General features: G+C 61.1%; 15 protein-coding genes. 7 read left to right on the top strand and 8 right to left on the bottom strand.

All coding sequences use genetic code 11. The annotated features are described in order from the left end of the window. Window positions 1-147: 147 nt before the first annotated feature. The 3 genes from C8K18_RS32100 to C8K18_RS33460 form a co-directional block, all read right to left on the bottom strand. A complete protein-coding gene (locus tag C8K18_RS32100) occupies window positions 148-1,830 on the bottom strand; it encodes a phospholipase C (protein WP_107711073.1) in 1,683 nt (560 codons plus the stop codon). Window positions 1,831-2,286: 456 nt separating this feature from the next. After that, window positions 2,287-2,481, bottom strand: coding sequence for a hypothetical protein (locus C8K18_RS33455; RefSeq protein WP_181324967.1), 195 nt, complete (start codon window positions 2,479-2,481; stop codon window positions 2,287-2,289). Window positions 2,482-2,539: 58 nt separating this feature from the next. Beyond that, window positions 2,540-2,920, bottom strand: coding sequence for a hypothetical protein (locus C8K18_RS33460; RefSeq protein ID WP_181324968.1), 381 nt, complete (start codon window positions 2,918-2,920; stop codon window positions 2,540-2,542). Between C8K18_RS33460 and C8K18_RS32110 the strand changes: the two genes are divergently transcribed. The 6 genes from C8K18_RS32110 to C8K18_RS32135 all read left to right on the top strand — a co-directional run bounded on the left by C8K18_RS32110 (window position 2,913) and on the right by C8K18_RS32135 (window position 10,031). Further along, window positions 2,913-4,064 carry a GAF domain-containing sensor histidine kinase gene (locus C8K18_RS32110; RefSeq protein ID WP_308810927.1) on the top strand — a complete coding sequence of 384 codons (1,152 nt, stop codon included), beginning with the start codon at window positions 2,913-2,915 and terminating at the stop codon, window positions 4,062-4,064. The genes C8K18_RS33460 and C8K18_RS32110 overlap by 8 nt on opposite strands. A 304-nt stretch (window positions 4,065-4,368) precedes the next feature. Beyond that, window positions 4,369-4,803, top strand: coding sequence for a PleD family two-component system response regulator (locus tag C8K18_RS32115; RefSeq protein WP_107711072.1), 435 nt, complete (start codon window positions 4,369-4,371; stop codon window positions 4,801-4,803). A 1,004-nt stretch (window positions 4,804-5,807) separates the two neighbouring features. Further along, the gene (locus tag C8K18_RS32125) at window positions 5,808-6,737 is read left to right on the top strand and encodes a CBS domain-containing protein (RefSeq protein ID WP_132384645.1); all 930 of its coding nucleotides are present in this window, start codon (window positions 5,808-5,810) and stop codon (window positions 6,735-6,737) included. 818 nt (window positions 6,738-7,555) lie between these two features. Then, window positions 7,556-9,109 carry a recombinase family protein gene (locus C8K18_RS32130; protein ID WP_258196253.1) on the top strand — a complete coding sequence of 518 codons (1,554 nt, stop codon included), beginning with the start codon at window positions 7,556-7,558 and terminating at the stop codon, window positions 9,107-9,109. A gap of 170 nt (window positions 9,110-9,279) precedes the next feature. Continuing rightward, the gene (locus C8K18_RS33465) at window positions 9,280-9,429 is read left to right on the top strand and encodes a hypothetical protein (protein WP_165919892.1); all 150 of its coding nucleotides are present in this window, start codon (window positions 9,280-9,282) and stop codon (window positions 9,427-9,429) included. Continuing rightward, window positions 9,426-10,031: a plasmid partitioning protein RepB C-terminal domain-containing protein gene (locus C8K18_RS32135; protein WP_107711069.1), complete on the top strand. Its 606-nt coding sequence runs from the start codon at window positions 9,426-9,428 to the stop codon at window positions 10,029-10,031. The genes C8K18_RS33465 and C8K18_RS32135 overlap by 4 nt, the downstream gene beginning before the upstream one ends. A gap of 16 nt (window positions 10,032-10,047) precedes the next feature. On the opposite strand, the gene C8K18_RS32140 is transcribed toward C8K18_RS32135, so the two are convergent. The 5 genes from C8K18_RS32140 to imuA all read right to left on the bottom strand — a co-directional run bounded on the left by C8K18_RS32140 (window position 10,048) and on the right by imuA (window position 16,810). Next, entirely contained in the window at window positions 10,048-10,410 is a 363-nt protein-coding gene (locus C8K18_RS32140; protein ID WP_108506366.1) for a hypothetical protein, read from the bottom strand. Between the two features lie 34 nt (window positions 10,411-10,444). Further along, window positions 10,445-11,407 carry an SOS response-associated peptidase family protein gene (locus C8K18_RS32145; protein ID WP_108506367.1) on the bottom strand — a complete coding sequence of 321 codons (963 nt, stop codon included), beginning with the start codon at window positions 11,405-11,407 and terminating at the stop codon, window positions 10,445-10,447. A gap of 128 nt (window positions 11,408-11,535) precedes the next feature. Then, window positions 11,536-14,685 carry an error-prone DNA polymerase gene (locus C8K18_RS32150; protein WP_107711007.1) on the bottom strand — a complete coding sequence of 1,050 codons (3,150 nt, stop codon included), beginning with the start codon at window positions 14,683-14,685 and terminating at the stop codon, window positions 11,536-11,538. A 6-nt stretch (window positions 14,686-14,691) separates the two neighbouring features. Beyond that, window positions 14,692-16,173 carry a DNA polymerase Y family protein gene (locus C8K18_RS32155; RefSeq protein WP_181324964.1) on the bottom strand — a complete coding sequence of 494 codons (1,482 nt, stop codon included), beginning with the start codon at window positions 16,171-16,173 and terminating at the stop codon, window positions 14,692-14,694. Beyond that, a complete protein-coding gene (gene imuA / locus C8K18_RS32160; RefSeq protein WP_107711009.1) occupies window positions 16,103-16,810 on the bottom strand; it encodes a translesion DNA synthesis-associated protein ImuA in 708 nt (235 codons plus the stop codon). Before imuA ends, C8K18_RS32155 begins: the two co-directional genes overlap by 71 nt. An 82-nt stretch (window positions 16,811-16,892) precedes the next feature. Between imuA and C8K18_RS32165 the strand changes: the two genes are divergently transcribed. Beyond that, window positions 16,893-17,210 (top strand): hypothetical protein, encoded by a 318-nt coding sequence (locus C8K18_RS32165; RefSeq protein ID WP_107711010.1) that lies wholly within the window; start codon window positions 16,893-16,895, stop codon window positions 17,208-17,210. Window positions 17,211-17,242: the final 32 nt, after the last annotated feature.

A 17,242-nucleotide genomic window follows, 5' to 3' on the forward strand; every position in this document is an offset into this window, starting at 1 on the left:
TGCGGTCGGCACCGCAATAACACTACAACCCGGTGTATCAAATCTGAAGTGCCGATGCCGACAGAAACTGTATCAATTCCTGAGTGCCGTTGACACTCTCCGCAGCCTTCCGGCCATCCGCATCTGGCTCTGAACCGAATCGCGGGACTAGAAGGCGGGTACCGAAGGAACCACCACGCCCCGGTTCGGGTCCACGAACACGGTCGGATTGTTGCCGCTCCCACTGAAGTTAAAGAAGCCCAGGATGCTGCCGGCCGTTGCGTCAAAGGAGCCACCACCAAGGCGTTGCCTGCCGAGCCAGTTGTCTTCTATGAAGCGAACCACTGATGCCTGCGTAATCGGCGTGTGGTCAACGTAGTTGACTTTGGCCCAAGGCGAAATCACGATGAACGGGATACGGGTACCAGGGCCGCATCGGCCGTTAACCGGGGCGCCGTTGAGCCCGGGCGGAGCCGAGCCCGTACCGCATTTGCCAGAACCGTTTAATTGGTCCGCCTGCGCGTCGAACGACGAACTGGTCGGAGTTGCATACGCATGGTCGTACCATCCGTCCGAATCGTCCCACGTGACGATAACTGCCGTGCTTTTCCAGTCTGGCTGCTGCTGCAGGAAGTTGACCACCTTCGCCGTAAAGGCCTGTTCGTCTAGCGGGTCCGAATAACCAGCATGGCCGTCCTGGAACGCTGGTGCCTTAATGAAGCTCACCGATGGATAGTTCCCGGCCTTCACGGCGGCAAAGAAATCGTCAGAGTCATACTGATGATTTGCCGGGTCAACCGTCTTGCCGTCGGACTGCAGCGTGTAGCCGATGGCTGCCGTGGCGCCCGGACGCAAATGCTTCGGATTCGACGTGGATGCGTAGTACTGGAACCAGTTGTGGTGGGGGATGTAATCGGCTGTTATGCGTCCGACCGCTGGCGTCAGCGTGCTGCGTTTGCAACCGGTCGTACCGTTGCCGTTAGTCGTCGTCAGATTGAAACCGCCCATGAAACCACCCCACGTTATGTTCCTGGCGTTGAGCAGGTCGCCAATGTTTTTGCCGGACATCAGAATCTGGTCCGTCGTACTGGAGCACCGGTCGTTTGCCGGGTCGACGTCATTGATGAGAGTAACGCTCCCCTGACCGTCGTTGACGTAATACGAATTCGAAGCCGTCGTCAGATTGAATGGCTGCTCGCTGGTCTTGACCAGCTGAACGCCGTTAGTCTGGCCGGAGATAACCTCCAGGGCACCCGGTGTCGACGGACCAAACGTATCCGTATACGCGTTGTCGCTCATCGCAAAGTGTTGGGCATAGTTCCATATGGCGGTAACAGTGTTGCCGTCGTAGTAGCCCATCACCTGGCCGGACGTTCCGAAGGCGCCGGCGCCTCTGCGTGACCCTTTGCCGGCGTACAAGGGGAACAGGTCGACGGCGCCATTGTTATAGGCCTGCTGCTCCGCGGTGTAGGCGTGGTCCTGGTCGGCCGTCGCAGCCTGTGTGCGGTCGAGCCGGAATGGATTCACTGCACCCGTACCGTTTCGCATATTGATGAAGTTTGGGTTGTGATTCAGCAGTGTGCCGCTCAAACCGTTGACCGTCGGAGTGCCGGGTGCAGCCGTGAACACGGGTTCGCCCGCCGGATTGGTCGCATTCGGATAAGTCGCAAAGTAGTGGTCAAAGGAGACGTTCTCGTTGTAAACCACAACGAGGTGCTTGATGGGGGTCGACGTCGGAAGCTGATTCTGTGCTGAGACCGGAGTCAATGCGTTGCTTGCATCGCCCCATGCATACAGGGAGACGCCTAAAGCGATGCCCGCTACGCCTTGCAGGAGTTCTCTGGAAAGCATATGGCAATCCCGGGCGTCGCTCTATTAGCTTAATGGTGTAGACGTGTCCGGCGCTGCCGCGTCGCTCCGCGAGCCTTCAGGGTCCGGACGAGACAGTCGCCACGGAGGAAGTACCAGGCCGCTACGCCGGTCAACACAGGGTACATGCCACACAGGCGCGCGAGCGCCCAGCAATCCGTCGAATTCATGGTCTGGTGCAGCCGGCTTGGAGAGACGTTGTGCGAATATGAATGCGCATACTGATTCTTCCACCTTCGTCACCGGACAACAATGGAGGTTTGCACTACGCGTATGAAAACGGGTCGCAGGTGGTAGGCTTCCTTATCTTTGCCGAACGCAGTCCCCAAGGGCTATGCGGCAATAACGGCTCGCTAAAGCCGGGGCGAGTTTGCGGGCCAGGGACTAGGACTTGCATCCCTGATTAGACTGTCCCGCCCGACAGCACCCAGGACGAACTCAATGCGCTTGCTTGACATCCTCCTTTGACCACTGCGTCAGTGGCGCTGCTGATATTTGTGCTTTGGCGGGTTGCAGAAATAAAGGGTTGGTTTTAGATGTCCGCGCTCGAGCATCGGTGACCGGCAACTGGTTTTCCGCGAGTAACGCTCTGATGGCATCGAAGTCTTCGCTCCGTGTGGTACGTATCTTCATAGAAGTTGTTCCCGGTGATTCGGGCGTGAAGTCAGGCGGTCCGATTGTCGTGCGTCGGCTAAAGCGAATAGCCGCGAAAGAAAGCAATCGCTGACCGTATCGAAATGAGAAACACCGCCCACACGACGGTCTGGTATCCGCGGGTGAAACTGCAGATGCCGGCAGCGGCAATCGGCGCAATGCCCTGCGCCATGTTCGAGTAAAAGGAAAACATGCCATTGACTGCTTTACCTTGCCACTGGTCGGCCTCGCTTCTGTTTTCCGGCAAGCGCGGCTGGTGAGACATAATGAGGTAAGCAACCGGCTTGCCATCAATGCAAGCTGTATCCATGACCGGAGGACTCATGTCCAGTGCTGACGCGTCGACCGAGTCGCCCCGGTCGATAGTCCGTGACATAGCGTTGATATCGCGCATCGGAGCAGTGCCTTCGATGCTCAAGATGATTTGCGATGAGACCGGAATGGGTTTCTCCGCTGTCGCTCGGGTAACTGACCTCAGTTGGACCGCTTGCGCGGTCCACGACAACATCGGTTTCGGGCTGAAGCCTGGCGAGCAACTCGAGTTGCATAGCACGTTGTGCTGCGAGTCGCGTGTCGCTCGCACCGCAATCATCATCGACGATTTCAGCACCGATGCTGTCTATCGGGGCCATCACACTTCGAAGACATACAAACTGGGCAGCTATATCTCCGTGCCCATCATCACACAGGCTGGCAGTTACTTCGGGAATCTGTGCGCAATCGACCCAAGTTCGGCCCGCGTTTCCGAGCCGCGAGTCGTCAGGATGTTCGAGGTCTTCGCTACCCTGATTGCCATGCAGATTGACAGCGAACAGCGACAGTCATCGACTGAGGCACAACTGACGACCGAGCGAGAGACGGGCACATTGCGCGAACAGTTTATCGCCGTCCTCGGGCACGACTTGCGCAATCCTCTCTCAGCGGTTAATGCAACGGCCGAATATTTGGTCCGCCGAACTGACGACACGAGTCTGGTGAATGCAGGTAACCGGCTGAAGCGCACTGCATCAAGGATGGCGCGGCTTATCGATGACGTAATGGATTTTGCCAGGGGGCGGCTCGGGTCCGGAATGGCTGTTTCGATTCAGCCCGTTGACGACCTCGACGAGCGTCTGCGAGCAGTGGTTGACGAGCTAAGGCTCGCCAATCCATCGCGCGATATCGTCACCGATTTCGCGCTCACCAGACGCGTCGATTGTGACCCATCCCGCATGCAGCAACTGCTATCGAATCTGCTTGGAAACGCCTTGACCCATGGCGCGGCGGACGAACCCGTCGTTGTTCGGGCGACGACCGACGACGACCATATCCGTATCAGCGTGGCCAATCGCGGCGAGCCGATTCCGTCTGAGATGCTGCTAAAAGTATTCGAGCCGTACTGGCGGCCGCCGTCGAGTTCTCCGGGTGGAGGGCTCGGACTCGGCCTCTTCATTTGCAAAGAGATTGTCGAGGCACATGGGGGCTCTATTGAGGTTTGTTCGTCGGCTGAGGACGGCACCTGCTTTACGGCGTGGCTCCCTGTCCTGAAGTGCGGCGCCTCGAGCGACGCCTCTTTGAGGTAGCGACATCACCAACTAAGGATGATGGGGGCATCCTTTGTCGAGAGTATTCCGCCGCAACACAGGCGCACGGTGCACACACCCTCCATTGACCAAGCCGTGCACCTGGGAGCGCCGCACCTTTACAACTCGGGACACCATCGACGACGCGTTAGTCAACGCTTTGTGTAGCCGGACAGTTCGCGCCGACGAAACAGAAAGAAGACGTCGGTAATTGCTACCGGCGCGCCATCGTCCGAGTCGTCAACGGCTCGTTCGCGGTACGCGGCTTGCGAAACTAAAAGGGCGCTTACGACTGTTCCTTCCCATGCTTACCGTACTTCTCGTCGACGATGACTTCGAGAGCCGATGGGCGCTCCAGCTGGCGCTGGAAAGCCGCGGGCACTCTGTGGTGCAGGCGGAAAACGGACGCGCCGCGCTCGACAAGGCGAAACGGATTACTCCCTCGCTTGTTCTTACCGATTTACAAATGCCGGAAATGGACGGTGGCGAGCTGTGCCGCCGTCTTAAATGCTTACCCGCTTATGCCAACGTGCCTGTAATCCTTCTGTCGGCAGTCGAGGAGCCTACAGGGATTCGTTGCTGGAACCTGTTTGTTCGCAAGCCGGCCGACCCATCGTCGTTACTAAGTTCTGTTGAGAGTTTGGCGATTGGGCACGTGAGGCACTTGCATGTCAACTGCGCCGCAGACCACCACAGCGGCTCCCGCTGGCGAGCCATCAATTGGCGATGTTGGCCCTGACCCGCTCCGTGACAGTGCGCAATAACCGGGGGTTTCTGGCTCGCACAGCGACTCGCTGCTGCTTGAGCGGTGTGGCTGGTGTCGTATCCGTTGCCTCATCATTTCAAAAATCCCCCGGCCGTAGCATCGGAAGCCGGGCCACAGCGCTCGCGACAACAGTTCAGCGGTAACGGCACTTCGCACCTGCAGCGAGTTTCAATGGTCGCTCTGCTGGTCACGCGCAAGCTAATGTTGGTTGGCGCTCAGCAGCACCCAAATCCGCAGCGCCGGGGGGCCCACGAGAATCCGGGCAAACACACTACGACATCTAACGCATCTGTAGAGCTCCTCGACTTGCGCCCCGTCAACAGCACTCCCCGCACTGAGCCGGAGGTCCTCGTGCGGGGGCAAAGCGGCCGAGCTCCCGTAAAAGTGGGCGCATCGTTCGCAAGGTTGAATCCAACGTTCCATTCTCATCTGCCGGTGATTGTGAGCGGCTGTGCGCCCAGTCACTGCTTCCAGCAAGCTGTGTTCTTGCCAACAAAAACTCACAGGGCGGTATGCTGCGAATGGCAGGAATCGCTCACCACCCGCCGTGGCGGCCGCAATTCTTTGACGGCGCTCACGATACTCGACAGTTCGCTCCAAACGGTTAGTCGCTTTCGGCGGGTTCGAGTTTGACCGCTCCCAACTCACTGCGAGCTCTGGCTAGAGGTGCCATCACAACGTGCGTCGCTCTTACGGCATCGGTATGGCAGGAATCCGCAGCCGGCGCAGTGGAGCGCAAGCCGACTGGCGTGGGCGATACGTGGGCGCCCTCGCTTCGACCGTCTCGGGGAGCATCTTTTAAGAAAACCGCGACGGGATGCTTCCGGCTAAGACGGCTTTCGGTTGTTAAGACTTTGAAAACGGTTAACGAAATAAGGTGATTTCTGCCTCTCAATAAGGAGTACGCTGAATTCTCCGGCCGCTCCAACGGCCGACTGCAATAGCTGTCGGCACGCCCGCCAGACGACGAACACTTCTTGCCCGCAGGTCCCAATCAAGCACCTGCTTCCATTGAAACGGGCGCAGTCGCGTGCAGGACTCGTGTCGCACTATGCGCGCGCCTTCTCGCAACCAGCCACTCCTTCTTCGCCGAACCCAACCTCAATTGCATGAGCGGCGGGCAGGCTTTTACGCGATTGACCTTCAATGAGGGGCGCATCATGTTAGTTAGAGAACGGATGAAAGAAGCGGTCTGCGTCAGACCGGACCAGACATTGGCCGCGGCAGCGCGCCTTCTTAAGCGGGAAAATATTGGATGTCTTCCAGTGTGCCAGGACGACACGGTTCTTGGGATGATTACTGACCGCGACATCGCAATGCGCGGCGTGGCCGACGGTTTCGACTCAAACGTGATGAAAGTCAGCGACGTCATGTCGCTGGACGTCATCCGTTGCGGCGAAGACGACTCAGTTGAGTCGGCAGTACTGACAATGCATGCGACTCATGTACAGAGGCTCGCTGTTACGGACGGCGATGGACATCTGGTCGGCGTCATCTCCATGAGCGATGTGGAAGGTGGCGCCTCAGAACGCCGCCCATACGAAGTTGTCTTCTACAGGGAAGTCCTGGGAAATGCGGGAATGCCGCATCACAGTGAGCTGATGCGCGTTGCGGTGGCCCAAGGGACGAAGCAGAGGGCCGTGGAAGCAGCAATCGCCCAGTTTGAGAAGGCCCAGCAGGTTTCAAATTGGGCGACGATTGCCAACGGATACGATGTCGTCACCATGTCAGTCGATGCAGAGGGCAAGCACATCGAGGGCCTCGAGTGCAGCTCCGAGCGTGATGCCCGTATTCGCCCCCGCGCAAGAACATTATGGGAAGATGCCGGTGCCCCCCAAGGGCGGGACGGGCAATTCTGGGAGCAAGCAGCTAACGAAGTGGATGCTGACTATCGGCCCGCGAAATGAAGGACGCGGAAGACGGTGCGTCGTGCGCATTCGAGCCTTCTCCGTTGGCTGCTACCAATTGCGCAATGGTCGCAGCCGTTGGATTAGCCAGTGCGCCTGCGCAACGCTTACCTGTTCGCGTCTGCGCGCTCAACAGACGCAGCCTTCGCGCTTGCCTCGGAAGCACAATGTAAAGTGCAGCCGCTATCCGAGTGACGAAGGCTTGAGCCATGGCGGGCGACGCTGAGTTGCCGCAGGCGGCCTCTGCCTCGGTCGGCCATAATTGCTGCCGGCTCGTCAATTGCGCGATGTAGTGCAGTATCGACAGCAAGAATTCGGACCGCAAAAGCAGGATGATGAAACCGCGTATGGCACCGCCGGCGCTGCCGACAGTCCCTATGCCGTGGAACCAGACGCTCATTGGGGCCCGTAACGAGGAGCCCCGCGCAAAAATACCGCTCGACCTTAGGTCGCGCTCGGGCCGTGCTCCATGCAGCGCTCGATGAATTAGAAGTTCGCCTGACCTGATAGAGGACCTGTTTGCCAATTGGAATGGACTCGTCTGCGCCGCTGACCTTACGGGCACTACAGCAGACCCGCGAGTACAGTGTTCGCGTCGCAGACCGACGAAAAAGCGCGCTCTAGCTCGCCCCTATTACAAGCGGCCTCAAACTCGCGGCGTCCCGTCCAGCACCTTAGTGGCAAGCTAAGGCAACCGCGCCACCTGCGCCATGTAACCGTTTTACCTTGACTTACCGGGCAGAAACGCTATCACTGACGTGTGCCACCACCGGACATGTCACATGCCTTCTGGGCGTACTGGCCGAGCAGCACCACTCATGCGCCTATGTGCCGCACAGTACATCCGCATGTCGACCGACCATCAGGAATATTCGCCGGTATTCCAGCGGCAGGCTATCGCCGAGTATGCACGCGCACACAACATCCACGTCGTCACCGATTATGAGGACGCCGGTATCAGCGGACTGACCTTCCGGCAGCGGCCCGCGCTTGTGCAGCTTCTGCTCGATGTTGAAAACCCCAAACGCAAGTTCAGCAAGGTGCTTGTCTTCGACGTAAGCCGATGGGGACGTTTCCAGGATGTCGACGAGGCGGCGTTTTATGAATACGCGTGCAGGCGCGCGGGTGTCGACGTCATTTATGTGGCCGAGTCTTTTGCAAATGACGGCAGTCCGGCGACCTCCGTCATCAAGGCGCTCAAGCGGGCGATGGCCGCGGAATTCAGCCGGGAGATGTCCCGCAAGGTTTTCCTCGGGCAGTGCCTTAACGCTCAACGCGGATTTCATGCCGGTGGGCCGCCCGGCTACGGACTGCAGCGCATCCTCCTTGACGGCAAACGCGAGCAGAAACGGCCGCTCGGTCAGTACGAGTACAAGAGCGTGCAAACCGACCGGGTCGTCATCGCACCGGCGGCGGCATCCGAGGCGTCGCTCGTCAGGAAGATGTTCGAATGGTATGCAACGCAATCGGTGACCGGGGCGGGTATCGCGAGGCGGCTCAATGAGTTTGGCCTGCGCAACCGTCACGGTCGCCCTTGGCAGGCGCAGAACATCCGCCGGATACTTCGCAGTGAAGCGTATATCGGCACCAATGTCTACAGCCGCACCTCGTCAAAACTTGACGGCAAGTGGGAGCAGGTGCCCCAGCACGACTGGATACGCGTTGAGGATGCGTTCGAACCAGTGGTGGAAAGGCGTGTATTCGCTTCAGTCCAGAAACGAATGAATTCCGCCCGGCGCAAACCCACGCGTGAGGAAATTCTCGATGGCCTGCACAAGGTCATCAGGCGGGCCGGCGAGCTCAATCAGGCCACGCTGAGACGTTATCGCAGTGCGCCCTCCGTTGAGCAGGTCATGAGGGAGTTCGGCAGTCTCTATGACGCGTATGACGCAGTCGGGTACGTGCCGAAGCTGGCCCCGGAGCGCTCTGCGAATCGGCGTGCGGAGCACAAACTGGAACAACAAGTCGCGCAGGTCGCCATTCAGACGTTGCAGTCCCACGGCCACGAGGTCCGATACGAAAAGCACACGAACACATTTTGCGTCGACAACTGGCTGAGACTGAGTCTCGCCGTTCGCAGTCCGTGGCTCATCGGCGGCCACGTGCCTTATTGGGTCGCGCGTTGGCCGGACAGCTTCCCTGTCGACTTCCTTGTCTATGGCCGCATTGAGCGCGCAGGCGCAGAGCTGGTCGACTTCCATATCTTCCCGCGAGGAAGTCTGGTGCCTGGAGCATTCACCGTTGTCTGCCGCCACGGACAGTCACATTTCCGCATGTACCAGCGGCCCGACCTGCGCTCACTGCTGGTTATCGCCGAGCGCGTACCCCTCGCAATATGGCCCGTTGATTGCACGACCGGGAGCGGACAATGAAGCCAGCACACAGCGGTGCACGAAGTGTCGCCGGTAAGGCTGCACCTGGTGGTCGGCATGAGAAGACGGTGCCTCATATGCGAGGCACGCGGGGTCGGGCGACGCCGGAGTCGAAGGCGCAACCGGTTCTGACACAGGAACTGCGCCGACAACGCAATATGGTGAGTCGCATGGCCGATACCGACCGGGAAGTTGCGCTGGTGCTCGAGGTTCTGCGGGAGTTGACGCGTGACCCGGCGTTCGTCGCGCTGATAAACACCCGGGGCTTCACGACGCTTCCCCGACTCCTTCACGAGCGCCTGACCGGCCGTCCGCGATGAAGAAAGCGCAGAGCCCACGATTCATATGCCGCTCCGTTAGCATAGGCAATCCCGTGCCCGTCAATCTCTGCCCCGAAGCCGCAGCGATGGTGGCGGAACAGACGCTGCCAGCACGGACAAGGCAGGCGCTGGAGAAAATGTCCCCGGCGCGCCAGGTTGAGGCCGTCTCCATGATGGTCCGGCAGGACAATCTCACCGGCGATTTCGCTCGCGCACTGCTGGCTGCGACGCCCGCGAGCATGCGCGTAGATGCTGCGCATGGCCACGTTTCACCTCCTGATTGCGTGCGTCGACTGGGTCGCATTGTGCAAAGACTCACCGCACTACAGCAGGATGCGGAATGCCTGTGGTCTCGCCATGACGAGAACCTGCTACTTCTGACACTTGCCGCGGGTTGGGCCAGAGGATGGGTTCGCGACGCCGTCATCGCGCAATGGCTTAAGTCGCGCCGACCCGATTACGCTGCGGTGCTGGAGCGCCTTGTACAGGACGCGGACTACGCGATTGTGCCGGGCCGCCGCATGAAGCTTGCCTACGAAGTTGCCGGCGGCACGGTAGCTGTCGCGCATCGAAGCAAAGGACGCAAAAGAAGGTGTCTGTAGGCAGTCAAAACTTGCTTCAGAAATAGCCCGAATCAACCAGGTGTGTGAGGCAGTGCTGGTAGATTTCCCGCGCCAGGGGTGAGCGGAAGTCGAGCCGCAGGTTTTCGCAAAAGAGCGCGGGGACGGATTTGGGCGTCACGGCCGGTTGCAATGTCTTCTCGAGACGTCGGGCGATATCCACTGCCTGGGCGGACAGAATCACGCGCTGCATGACGTCGGCGCCTCCTCCGTTCGTTTTCAGCCAGAGCTGCGTTGACTCGACCACATGCGCGACCGACAGCCATTCGCCTGTCATCTGCCGGGCGAGCAGGTGCGCTGCGACGAGATAGGCAAGCAGTTCTGCGCGAGCGCGCAAGTCCAGGTTAAGCGGGTTGTTCACTCTGTCGCGTCAGCCATAGTTCGGTTAAACGGAGTCAGGCGGCCAGCCGATGCTCGTAGTATGGCCGGTCCCTGTCGTCCAGTATCGCGTACATTGCGTCCAGGTTCGACGGGTCAGGGTTGAGCCAGGCGTCGACGTTTTCGGGCTTGATGGGGATGATGCACCGGTCGTGACCGGCAGCTGCAATCTCCGGTGGCGGCTCGTCGGTGATGGCGGCGAACGAGAGTAAGTCGGGCTCACCGGGCGCAGTCCATCGCGACCAGAGGCAAGCCACGTGCATTAGTTCGCCGTTTGCCGGACGGAATTCGAGCACTACGTTCTCGTCGCACTCGTGCGTCTCGAGAAGCGTGCCTTCAAATTTAGCTTTGCTCACGTTCTCGTAAAAGACCTCGACCAGCAGAATGCCGTGAGTATGTCCAAAGCACGGTTTCCAGAATCCTTGGAGGCTGTCCCTGCGGGCGTTATAAGTTCCGGGAAATTTGATATCGTAAGACGCCGGTTTGCCTGCAATGCGGCATTGATAACGCATCGGCTTGACGACCCGCTTTCCATTTTCTGAAATCATCACGGGCGCGTAGTGACCTGGGAAAATGCGCGAGTCACGCGGTTCAGGCTCCGTGCGCTGAAGGTCGTCAATTCTGGCCTTGGCCCAGGCAATCTTGTCGGTCGCTATGCGCCGACTTTCGGTGGCCGCCTTCGTAGTTTTCGTCTGCAGCGTACGCTCGGCATCGGCCAGCCGCTTGCGCTGTTTGAACAGTTCCTGCTCGAGCTTTGTCGCCTGCGCAGCATCGAACCGGCCGATGAGGGTAGCGATTTCTCGTTCCGCTTCGTTCTCTGGTTGCGCGAATGCGGCCTCCATGGCCTTCGGTACCTTCGCCTTGCTGATGTCTTCGGCTCGCTCAAAAAACAGGCGCGCAAACTCATGAATGTCCATGATGGCGCCGAAGGTCCGCACAAATTTTCGGTAGTCCGCGACTATCTGGGCCGAGTAGCACATCGGTTCCTCCGATATCCATCACATGAGTGGGCCGCTGATGAAGGGCCCTTAGCTGGAATCTACACCGAATCTACACCTTTACTGCTCGCCGGCGGTCGGCGTCGACAACCGCATGAAGCGGTCAAGCGTCAGCAGAAATTCCTGCTGACAGAATGCAGGCCGCCGAGCAGATGCGACATGTCGACAAGCCGCTGCGCCACCAGATGCCGCACCTCGCCCTGACACTGCCAGACGCCGTAGACCGCCAGCAGCGACGCACTGAGCGCTTCCTTGCGCTGCTTCTCGAGCAGAGTCGGCCAGATGATGACGTTCACGTTGCCCGTTTCGTCTTCGAGCGTGACAAACACCACGCCCTTGGCCGTGCCAGGCCGCTGACGCACGGTGACGAGACCACAGCCGCGCGCGAGCCGGCCGTCCCGGTAGGTGCGCAATGTTGCCGCGGGCATGAGGCGATTGGCGAGCAACTGCGGGCGCAACAGTTCCAGCGGGTGGCGACCGAGCGTCAGCCCTACCGAGCGATAGTCCGCCACGATGTCGTTAGCTTCCGAGGGCGCGCCCAGTTCCGGCGTCTCATCCTCGACGGCCGCGGCGGCCAGCATGTCTTTCTCGAGCACGGCGGCCGCGGACTGCCAGAGCGCCTCGCGCCGGTTACCGGCAAGCGCGGCGAGCGCATTCGCGTCAGCAAGAATATGCAGGTCGCGACGGTCGAGCGCCGCGCGGCGCACGAGGTCCTTCACGCTCGCAAAAGGCCGTACCGCGCGCGAGTTTTCAATCCGCTCGGCCGTGCCTTCCTTCATCCCTCGCAGCAGCGAGAGACCCAGGCGCACTGCGGGCCGCTTCTCGCCAGCCATAGGTTCGAGGGACGAATTCCATCCACTAATGGTCACATCGACAGGCAGCACTTTCACGCCGTGGCGCTGCGCATCCTGCACGAGTTGCGACGGTGAATAGAAGCCCATCGGCTGGCTATTGAGCATCGCGGCGAGAAATGCCTCCGGCTCGTGACATTTGAGCCAGCTGCTCGCGTACACGAGCAGCGCGAAACTCGCCGCATGACTTTCCGGAAAACCATATTCGCCGAAGCCCTTTATCTGCTCGAAGATGGCTTCGGCAAACGCAAGGTCATAACCCCGCTCCTGCATCCCAAGGACGATGCGGTCATAGTATTTTCCCAAGCCACCCTTGCGCTTCCAGGCGGCCATTGCGCGCCGGAGCTGGTCTGCCTCGCCCGCGGTGAAGCCCGCGGCGAGAATGGCGACCTGCATCACCTGCTCCTGGAAAATCGGCACGCCGAGCGTGCGGCCCAGTGCGGTCTTCAGAGCATCGCTCGGATAGGTGACCGGCTCAAAGCCCTGGCGACGGCGCAGATAGGGATGAACCGCCCCGCCCTGAATCGGACCCGGTCGCACGATGGCCACTTCAATCACCAGGTCGTAGAACGTGCGCGGTCGCATCCGTGGCAGCATCGACATCTGCGCGCGCGACTCAATCTGGAAAACGCCTACCGTGTCGGCGGCCGAAATCATGTCGTAGGTGGCCTTGTCTTCCGCAGGAATGTCCTGCATCTCGAAGCGCTCACCGCGCTGCTCCGACACGAGGTTGAGCGTGCGGCGGATGGCCGATAGCATGCCAAGCGCGAGTACATCAATCTTGAGCAGTCCGAGCGATTCAAGGTCATCCTTGTCCCACTGGATGACGCTACGCTCGGGCATCGCGGCATTCTCAACGGGAACGAGCCGCGTGAGCTTGCCCCGGCTGATGACGAAGCCGCCTGAGTGCTGCGACAGGTGTCGCGGAAAGCCATAGAGCTGTGCGGCGAGCGAGGCCCACGCGCGGATGAGCGGCGTGTCTGGATTCAACCCGCACTCCTCGAAGCGCTTGAGCAGGTCCGCACTGTTATCGAACCAGTGATGCGACTTGGCGACCGCATCGACAATCTGCAGGTCGACGCCCAGCGCCTTGCCCGTTTCGCGCAAAACGCCCCGCGCGCGGTATGTCGACACGGCAGCAGCAATCGCTGCGCGGTCGCGACCGTACTTTCGGTAAATGTACTGGATGACTTCTTCACGCCGCTGGTGCTCGAAATCCACGTCGATGTCGGGCGGCTCGCCGCGCTCCTTCGATATGAAGCGCTCGAACAGCATGTTGCCGCGCGCGGGGTCCACTTCCGTGACACCAAGGCAGTAGCACACCGCGGAATTGGCTGCCGACCCCCGCCCCTGACACAGGATGTGCTGACTGCGCGCAAAGCGCACCAGGTCGTAGACCGTCAGAAAATACGGCTCGTACTGCAGGTCGCCAATCAGTTCAAGCTCTTGCTCAATCTGCTCCTGCACGTGATGCGGAATGCCCGACGGAAAGCGCCGCTGTGCGCCGATGTACGTCTCCTGCCGCAGATAGGCGCCCGGCGTGAATCCGGGCGGCACCAGTTCGTCCGGATACTCGTAGCGCAATTCATCGAGCGAGAAGGTGCAGCGCGCGGCAATGTCGACCGTTGCGGCAAGCGCATCCGGCGCATAAAGATTGGCGAGCCGCAGGCGCGAGCGCAGATGCTGTTCGGCATTGGGCGCGAGGTCGTAGCCGCACTCATGAACCGGCTTGCCGACCCGGATGGCGGTTATCGTGTCCTGCAGGGGTTTCCTCGAGCGCACGTGCATCAGCACCTCGCCGAGAGCGACCACCGGCACGTCGTGGTTGCGCGCGACGAACTCCACCGCGCCCCGGTGAATGTCGTCCATCGCCCGCTGATGCAGCACGAGGCCGACCCATGCGCGTCCCGGAAACGTCTCGTCCAGCCATTCGACCTGCGCATCGAGCACGTCTTCTTTTGCGGGGAAGCTCGGTACCAGAATCGCCAGGCAATCCGGCACGCCCAGCAGGTGCCGGTATTCCTTGTCGGGCCGCGACAGGTCTTGTGGCGTGAGCCGGTATTCGCCTTTCGGCGCACGCGTGCGGGCGAGCGTGATGAGCTCGGAGAGGTTGCCATATCCTTCGCGATTTCTGGCAAGCAGGATGAGCCCGAATGCCGGCGAGCCGTCCGCGTTCACCAGACGGAAGTACGAGCCGACGATAAACGGCAGCTTCGCTTCTTTCGCCGCCACGTGCGCCCGCACGACGCCAGCGAGCGAACATTCGTCGGTAATCGCGAGCGCCGAATAGCCGAGCTGCGCGGCACGCTCAGCGAGTTCCTCCGCGTGCGAGGCACCGCGCAGGAACGAGAAGTTCGACAGGCAGAAAAGCTCGGCGTACGCCGGCAGCATGGTGAAGGTGGTGTCCACGGCGCGTCATCCAAAGAGGCCGTGCAGGAACCAGCGCTGGTCTTCTTCCGCGTCACGGCTGCTCACACGCTCGCGGTAAATCCAGTAACAGCTCTGGTCGTCGGCCTGGGCGACGAAGTAGTCGCGCGTGACCAGCTCGCCATCGAACCAGCCCGCCTCAATGCGCTCGCCCGGCGACACCATGCGCAGCGGCGAGCCATAGAACGGGCGGTGCTGGCGCATCAGCAGGCGCACCGGCGTATCGAGCATCCACGTCGGTCGCGGCAGGCCTTCCGGGATGACCACAGGCTTCGCGGTTTGCGTGACCGGTACCCATGAGTTGGCAACTTCCGGGCGATGGTCAGCGCTTGGCGCCGGCCGCAGCACATTGTCTTCACCGAGCCGCGCGACGAGTAATTCGAGTAGCCGCGCGTGGTCTTCCTTCGAGCCTCCGGGCTCGGGGAAAAGCGTGTCGGACGCCGGCGCGGCGGACTCGACCTTTGATGCGTCCAGACGCAATGCGATAACCGGCGCGGTGAGTTCGATGCGATGCAAGCGCTCCTTGAGCAGCCTCAGGAGGTGTTCTTCCCGCCAGGTGGGCTCGCCCAGTGCAATCTCGATGGTGGTCGGTTCGATGGCGTCACGCCCACGCTCGTGCTCGAGCGACAGGCGAACCGCGCTCACCGCGAGCTGCTTTGCGCAGAGCCACCCGCACAGCTGCACGATAAGCCGGTGTGCGCCGAAGACTGCACCGTCCGCGTGTTCAAGCCGGTCAGGCATTTCGATGCGCGCGGAAAACGTGGGCGGCAGTTCCAGCCAGTCGAAGAGTTCCGGCGCAGTGCCAAACGCGCGGTCGAGCGAATCGAGCAGATGTTCGCCACAGCGCCGCTGCAGTCCGGCGCGCGGCAGCCGGCGGATGTCCGCGATGGTTTCGCAGCCGAGTCCGCTGAACCAGTCGGCGAACTGCCGTACTTCGGGGACGGCGACCATGGGCAGACCGGCAAGCCGCTGTTCGAGCGTCGAGAGTTTGAGCACACGCCGCGCACCATGCCCTTTCGCATGGCGGGCCAGCAGCCACGCGCCCTGCCCGGTCGGCGCGGCACTGATGCGCGCGGTAAGACCAAGCGTGGCGAGCACCGCCTTCGCTTCGCGGCACAGCGCGAGCAGTCCGCCGAAGAGGCGCAGGCTCGCGCCGACCTCGACGACAACGGTCGCTTCATCGAGCAACGTGACTTCGGGCGAAAAGCGCATCAGCGCAATGCCGACATCGCGCTGCACCGCCCGCTCGCGGGCGAAGTCGCGCTCGTGCATTTCCGTGTCCGGCGAGAGCGTCAGCACGCCACCGCGCTTCATCCCGAGCCGCACGCCTGCCGCGCGCGCGACGCTGTCCGCGATGACGACCTTGTCCTTCTCGAGCACGACGCTGCCGTGAAGCGGCTCAGGCGACCACCTCGGTCTGAAGACTTCGAGCGGCAACTTCGGCAGGTGAGCGGCGAGAAAGACGCGCATGTCGTGACAGCAGAACAGGAGTGGGTTGAAGGGGAATCGAGAGAGGCTCCGTGCGCGAGGGCCCTCGTCGCTTCACGATGTCGACGGTCAGACCGTCGGCCGATGGTTTGAGCGCCAGCCGCAGGAGCGCCGGAGACGCATCCTGTGCGCTCGCAAGCGGGCGCACCATGACGAACAGTGTCTGCGACGACTGCGCGGCCAGATGCAGGCGCCGCAGCGACGAAGCCTGCGCGTACTGCGCCCAGAAAATCAGCGCGCCGCAGCTTCCCGCGCGGAGAATCTGTTCCGCGGACCAGAGCGCATCCGCGGTTTTCTGCGCCTTCACGCGCAGCACCTGCTCGAGCGACAGACCGATGTAGCTAAGTCCCAGGCCGTCCGGCGTATGCGGCGGCTGCAGGAATGCAACGGGCCGGTCGTCTACCGCACTCAGCGCGGGCCGCAGCAGCCGCAGTTCACCCACACCCGGTTGCTGCACCAGCAGGTCCACGAGCGCACCGACCGGCCAGCCGCCTCCGGGCAGCTCGGCAGAGAGCGCCGGATAGCCCGTATCGACCACGCGGCCGCGGCCCCGGGCGAGCTGCGACGCCCGCCACAGGGACGGGTGTATCGCTTCGGGGGACGGCAACGGGGTTGTCATTGCGAGAAAACCTGTATGGATGTACAGTATCCTACACGGATTTCCGTAGCGGCGAACAGGCACTTTTTTCGGGAGCGAGACGATGGATATGCGTGTCCATGAACCAGTCAGCCATCCGATGCCGGAAATTGCGGCGTTTGTGGCGCAGATGAAATCAGCGTTCGGCGAGCAGGAAATCAACGAGGCGATTCGCCGGGGCAAGGCGGGCGAGCCGAAGTTTTACGCCGCCGAGAACGGTCATACCGTTGGGACAGCGAGTCCGCTCACCGCAAATGCATGGCGAGTCACCGAAACCATTCGGAACCGCCACTATTGCGCAGGCTGCCACGGCGGATGCCTCAACCAGGCGGTGTCTTGCAAACAGTGGCAGCAGCGAGAAGCAGGCAAGGGAAAATCGTGACAAAACTTGGACTTGCGTTACTGACCGCGGCA

The organism is Paraburkholderia sp. GV068 (genome assembly GCF_003058125.1).
GTDB lineage: Bacteria > Pseudomonadota > Gammaproteobacteria > Burkholderiales > Burkholderiaceae > Paraburkholderia > Paraburkholderia graminis.

Coding starts and splice junctions, on each gene's coding strand:
- C8K18_RS32100 (WP_107711073.1), bottom strand. CDS start 1,830: ATGCTTTCCAGAGAACTCCTGCAAGGCGTAGCGGGCATCGCTTTAGGC.
- C8K18_RS33455 (WP_181324967.1), bottom strand. CDS start 2,481: ATGAAGATACGTACCACACGGAGCGAAGACTTCGATGCCATCAGAGCG.
- C8K18_RS32110 (WP_308810927.1), top strand. CDS start 2,913: ATGCTCAAGATGATTTGCGATGAGACCGGAATGGGTTTCTCCGCTGTC.
- C8K18_RS32115 (WP_107711072.1), top strand. CDS start 4,369: ATGCTTACCGTACTTCTCGTCGACGATGACTTCGAGAGCCGATGGGCG.
- C8K18_RS32130 (WP_258196253.1), top strand. CDS start 7,556: ATGCGCCTATGTGCCGCACAGTACATCCGCATGTCGACCGACCATCAG.
- C8K18_RS33465 (WP_165919892.1), top strand. CDS start 9,280: ATGGCCGATACCGACCGGGAAGTTGCGCTGGTGCTCGAGGTTCTGCGG.
- C8K18_RS32135 (WP_107711069.1), top strand. CDS start 9,426: ATGAAGAAAGCGCAGAGCCCACGATTCATATGCCGCTCCGTTAGCATA.
- C8K18_RS32145 (WP_108506367.1), bottom strand. CDS start 11,407: ATGTGCTACTCGGCCCAGATAGTCGCGGACTACCGAAAATTTGTGCGG.
- C8K18_RS32155 (WP_181324964.1), bottom strand. CDS start 16,173: ATGCGCGTCTTTCTCGCCGCTCACCTGCCGAAGTTGCCGCTCGAAGTC.
- imuA (WP_107711009.1), bottom strand. CDS start 16,810: ATGACAACCCCGTTGCCGTCCCCCGAAGCGATACACCCGTCCCTGTGG.
- C8K18_RS32165 (WP_107711010.1), top strand. CDS start 16,893: ATGGATATGCGTGTCCATGAACCAGTCAGCCATCCGATGCCGGAAATT.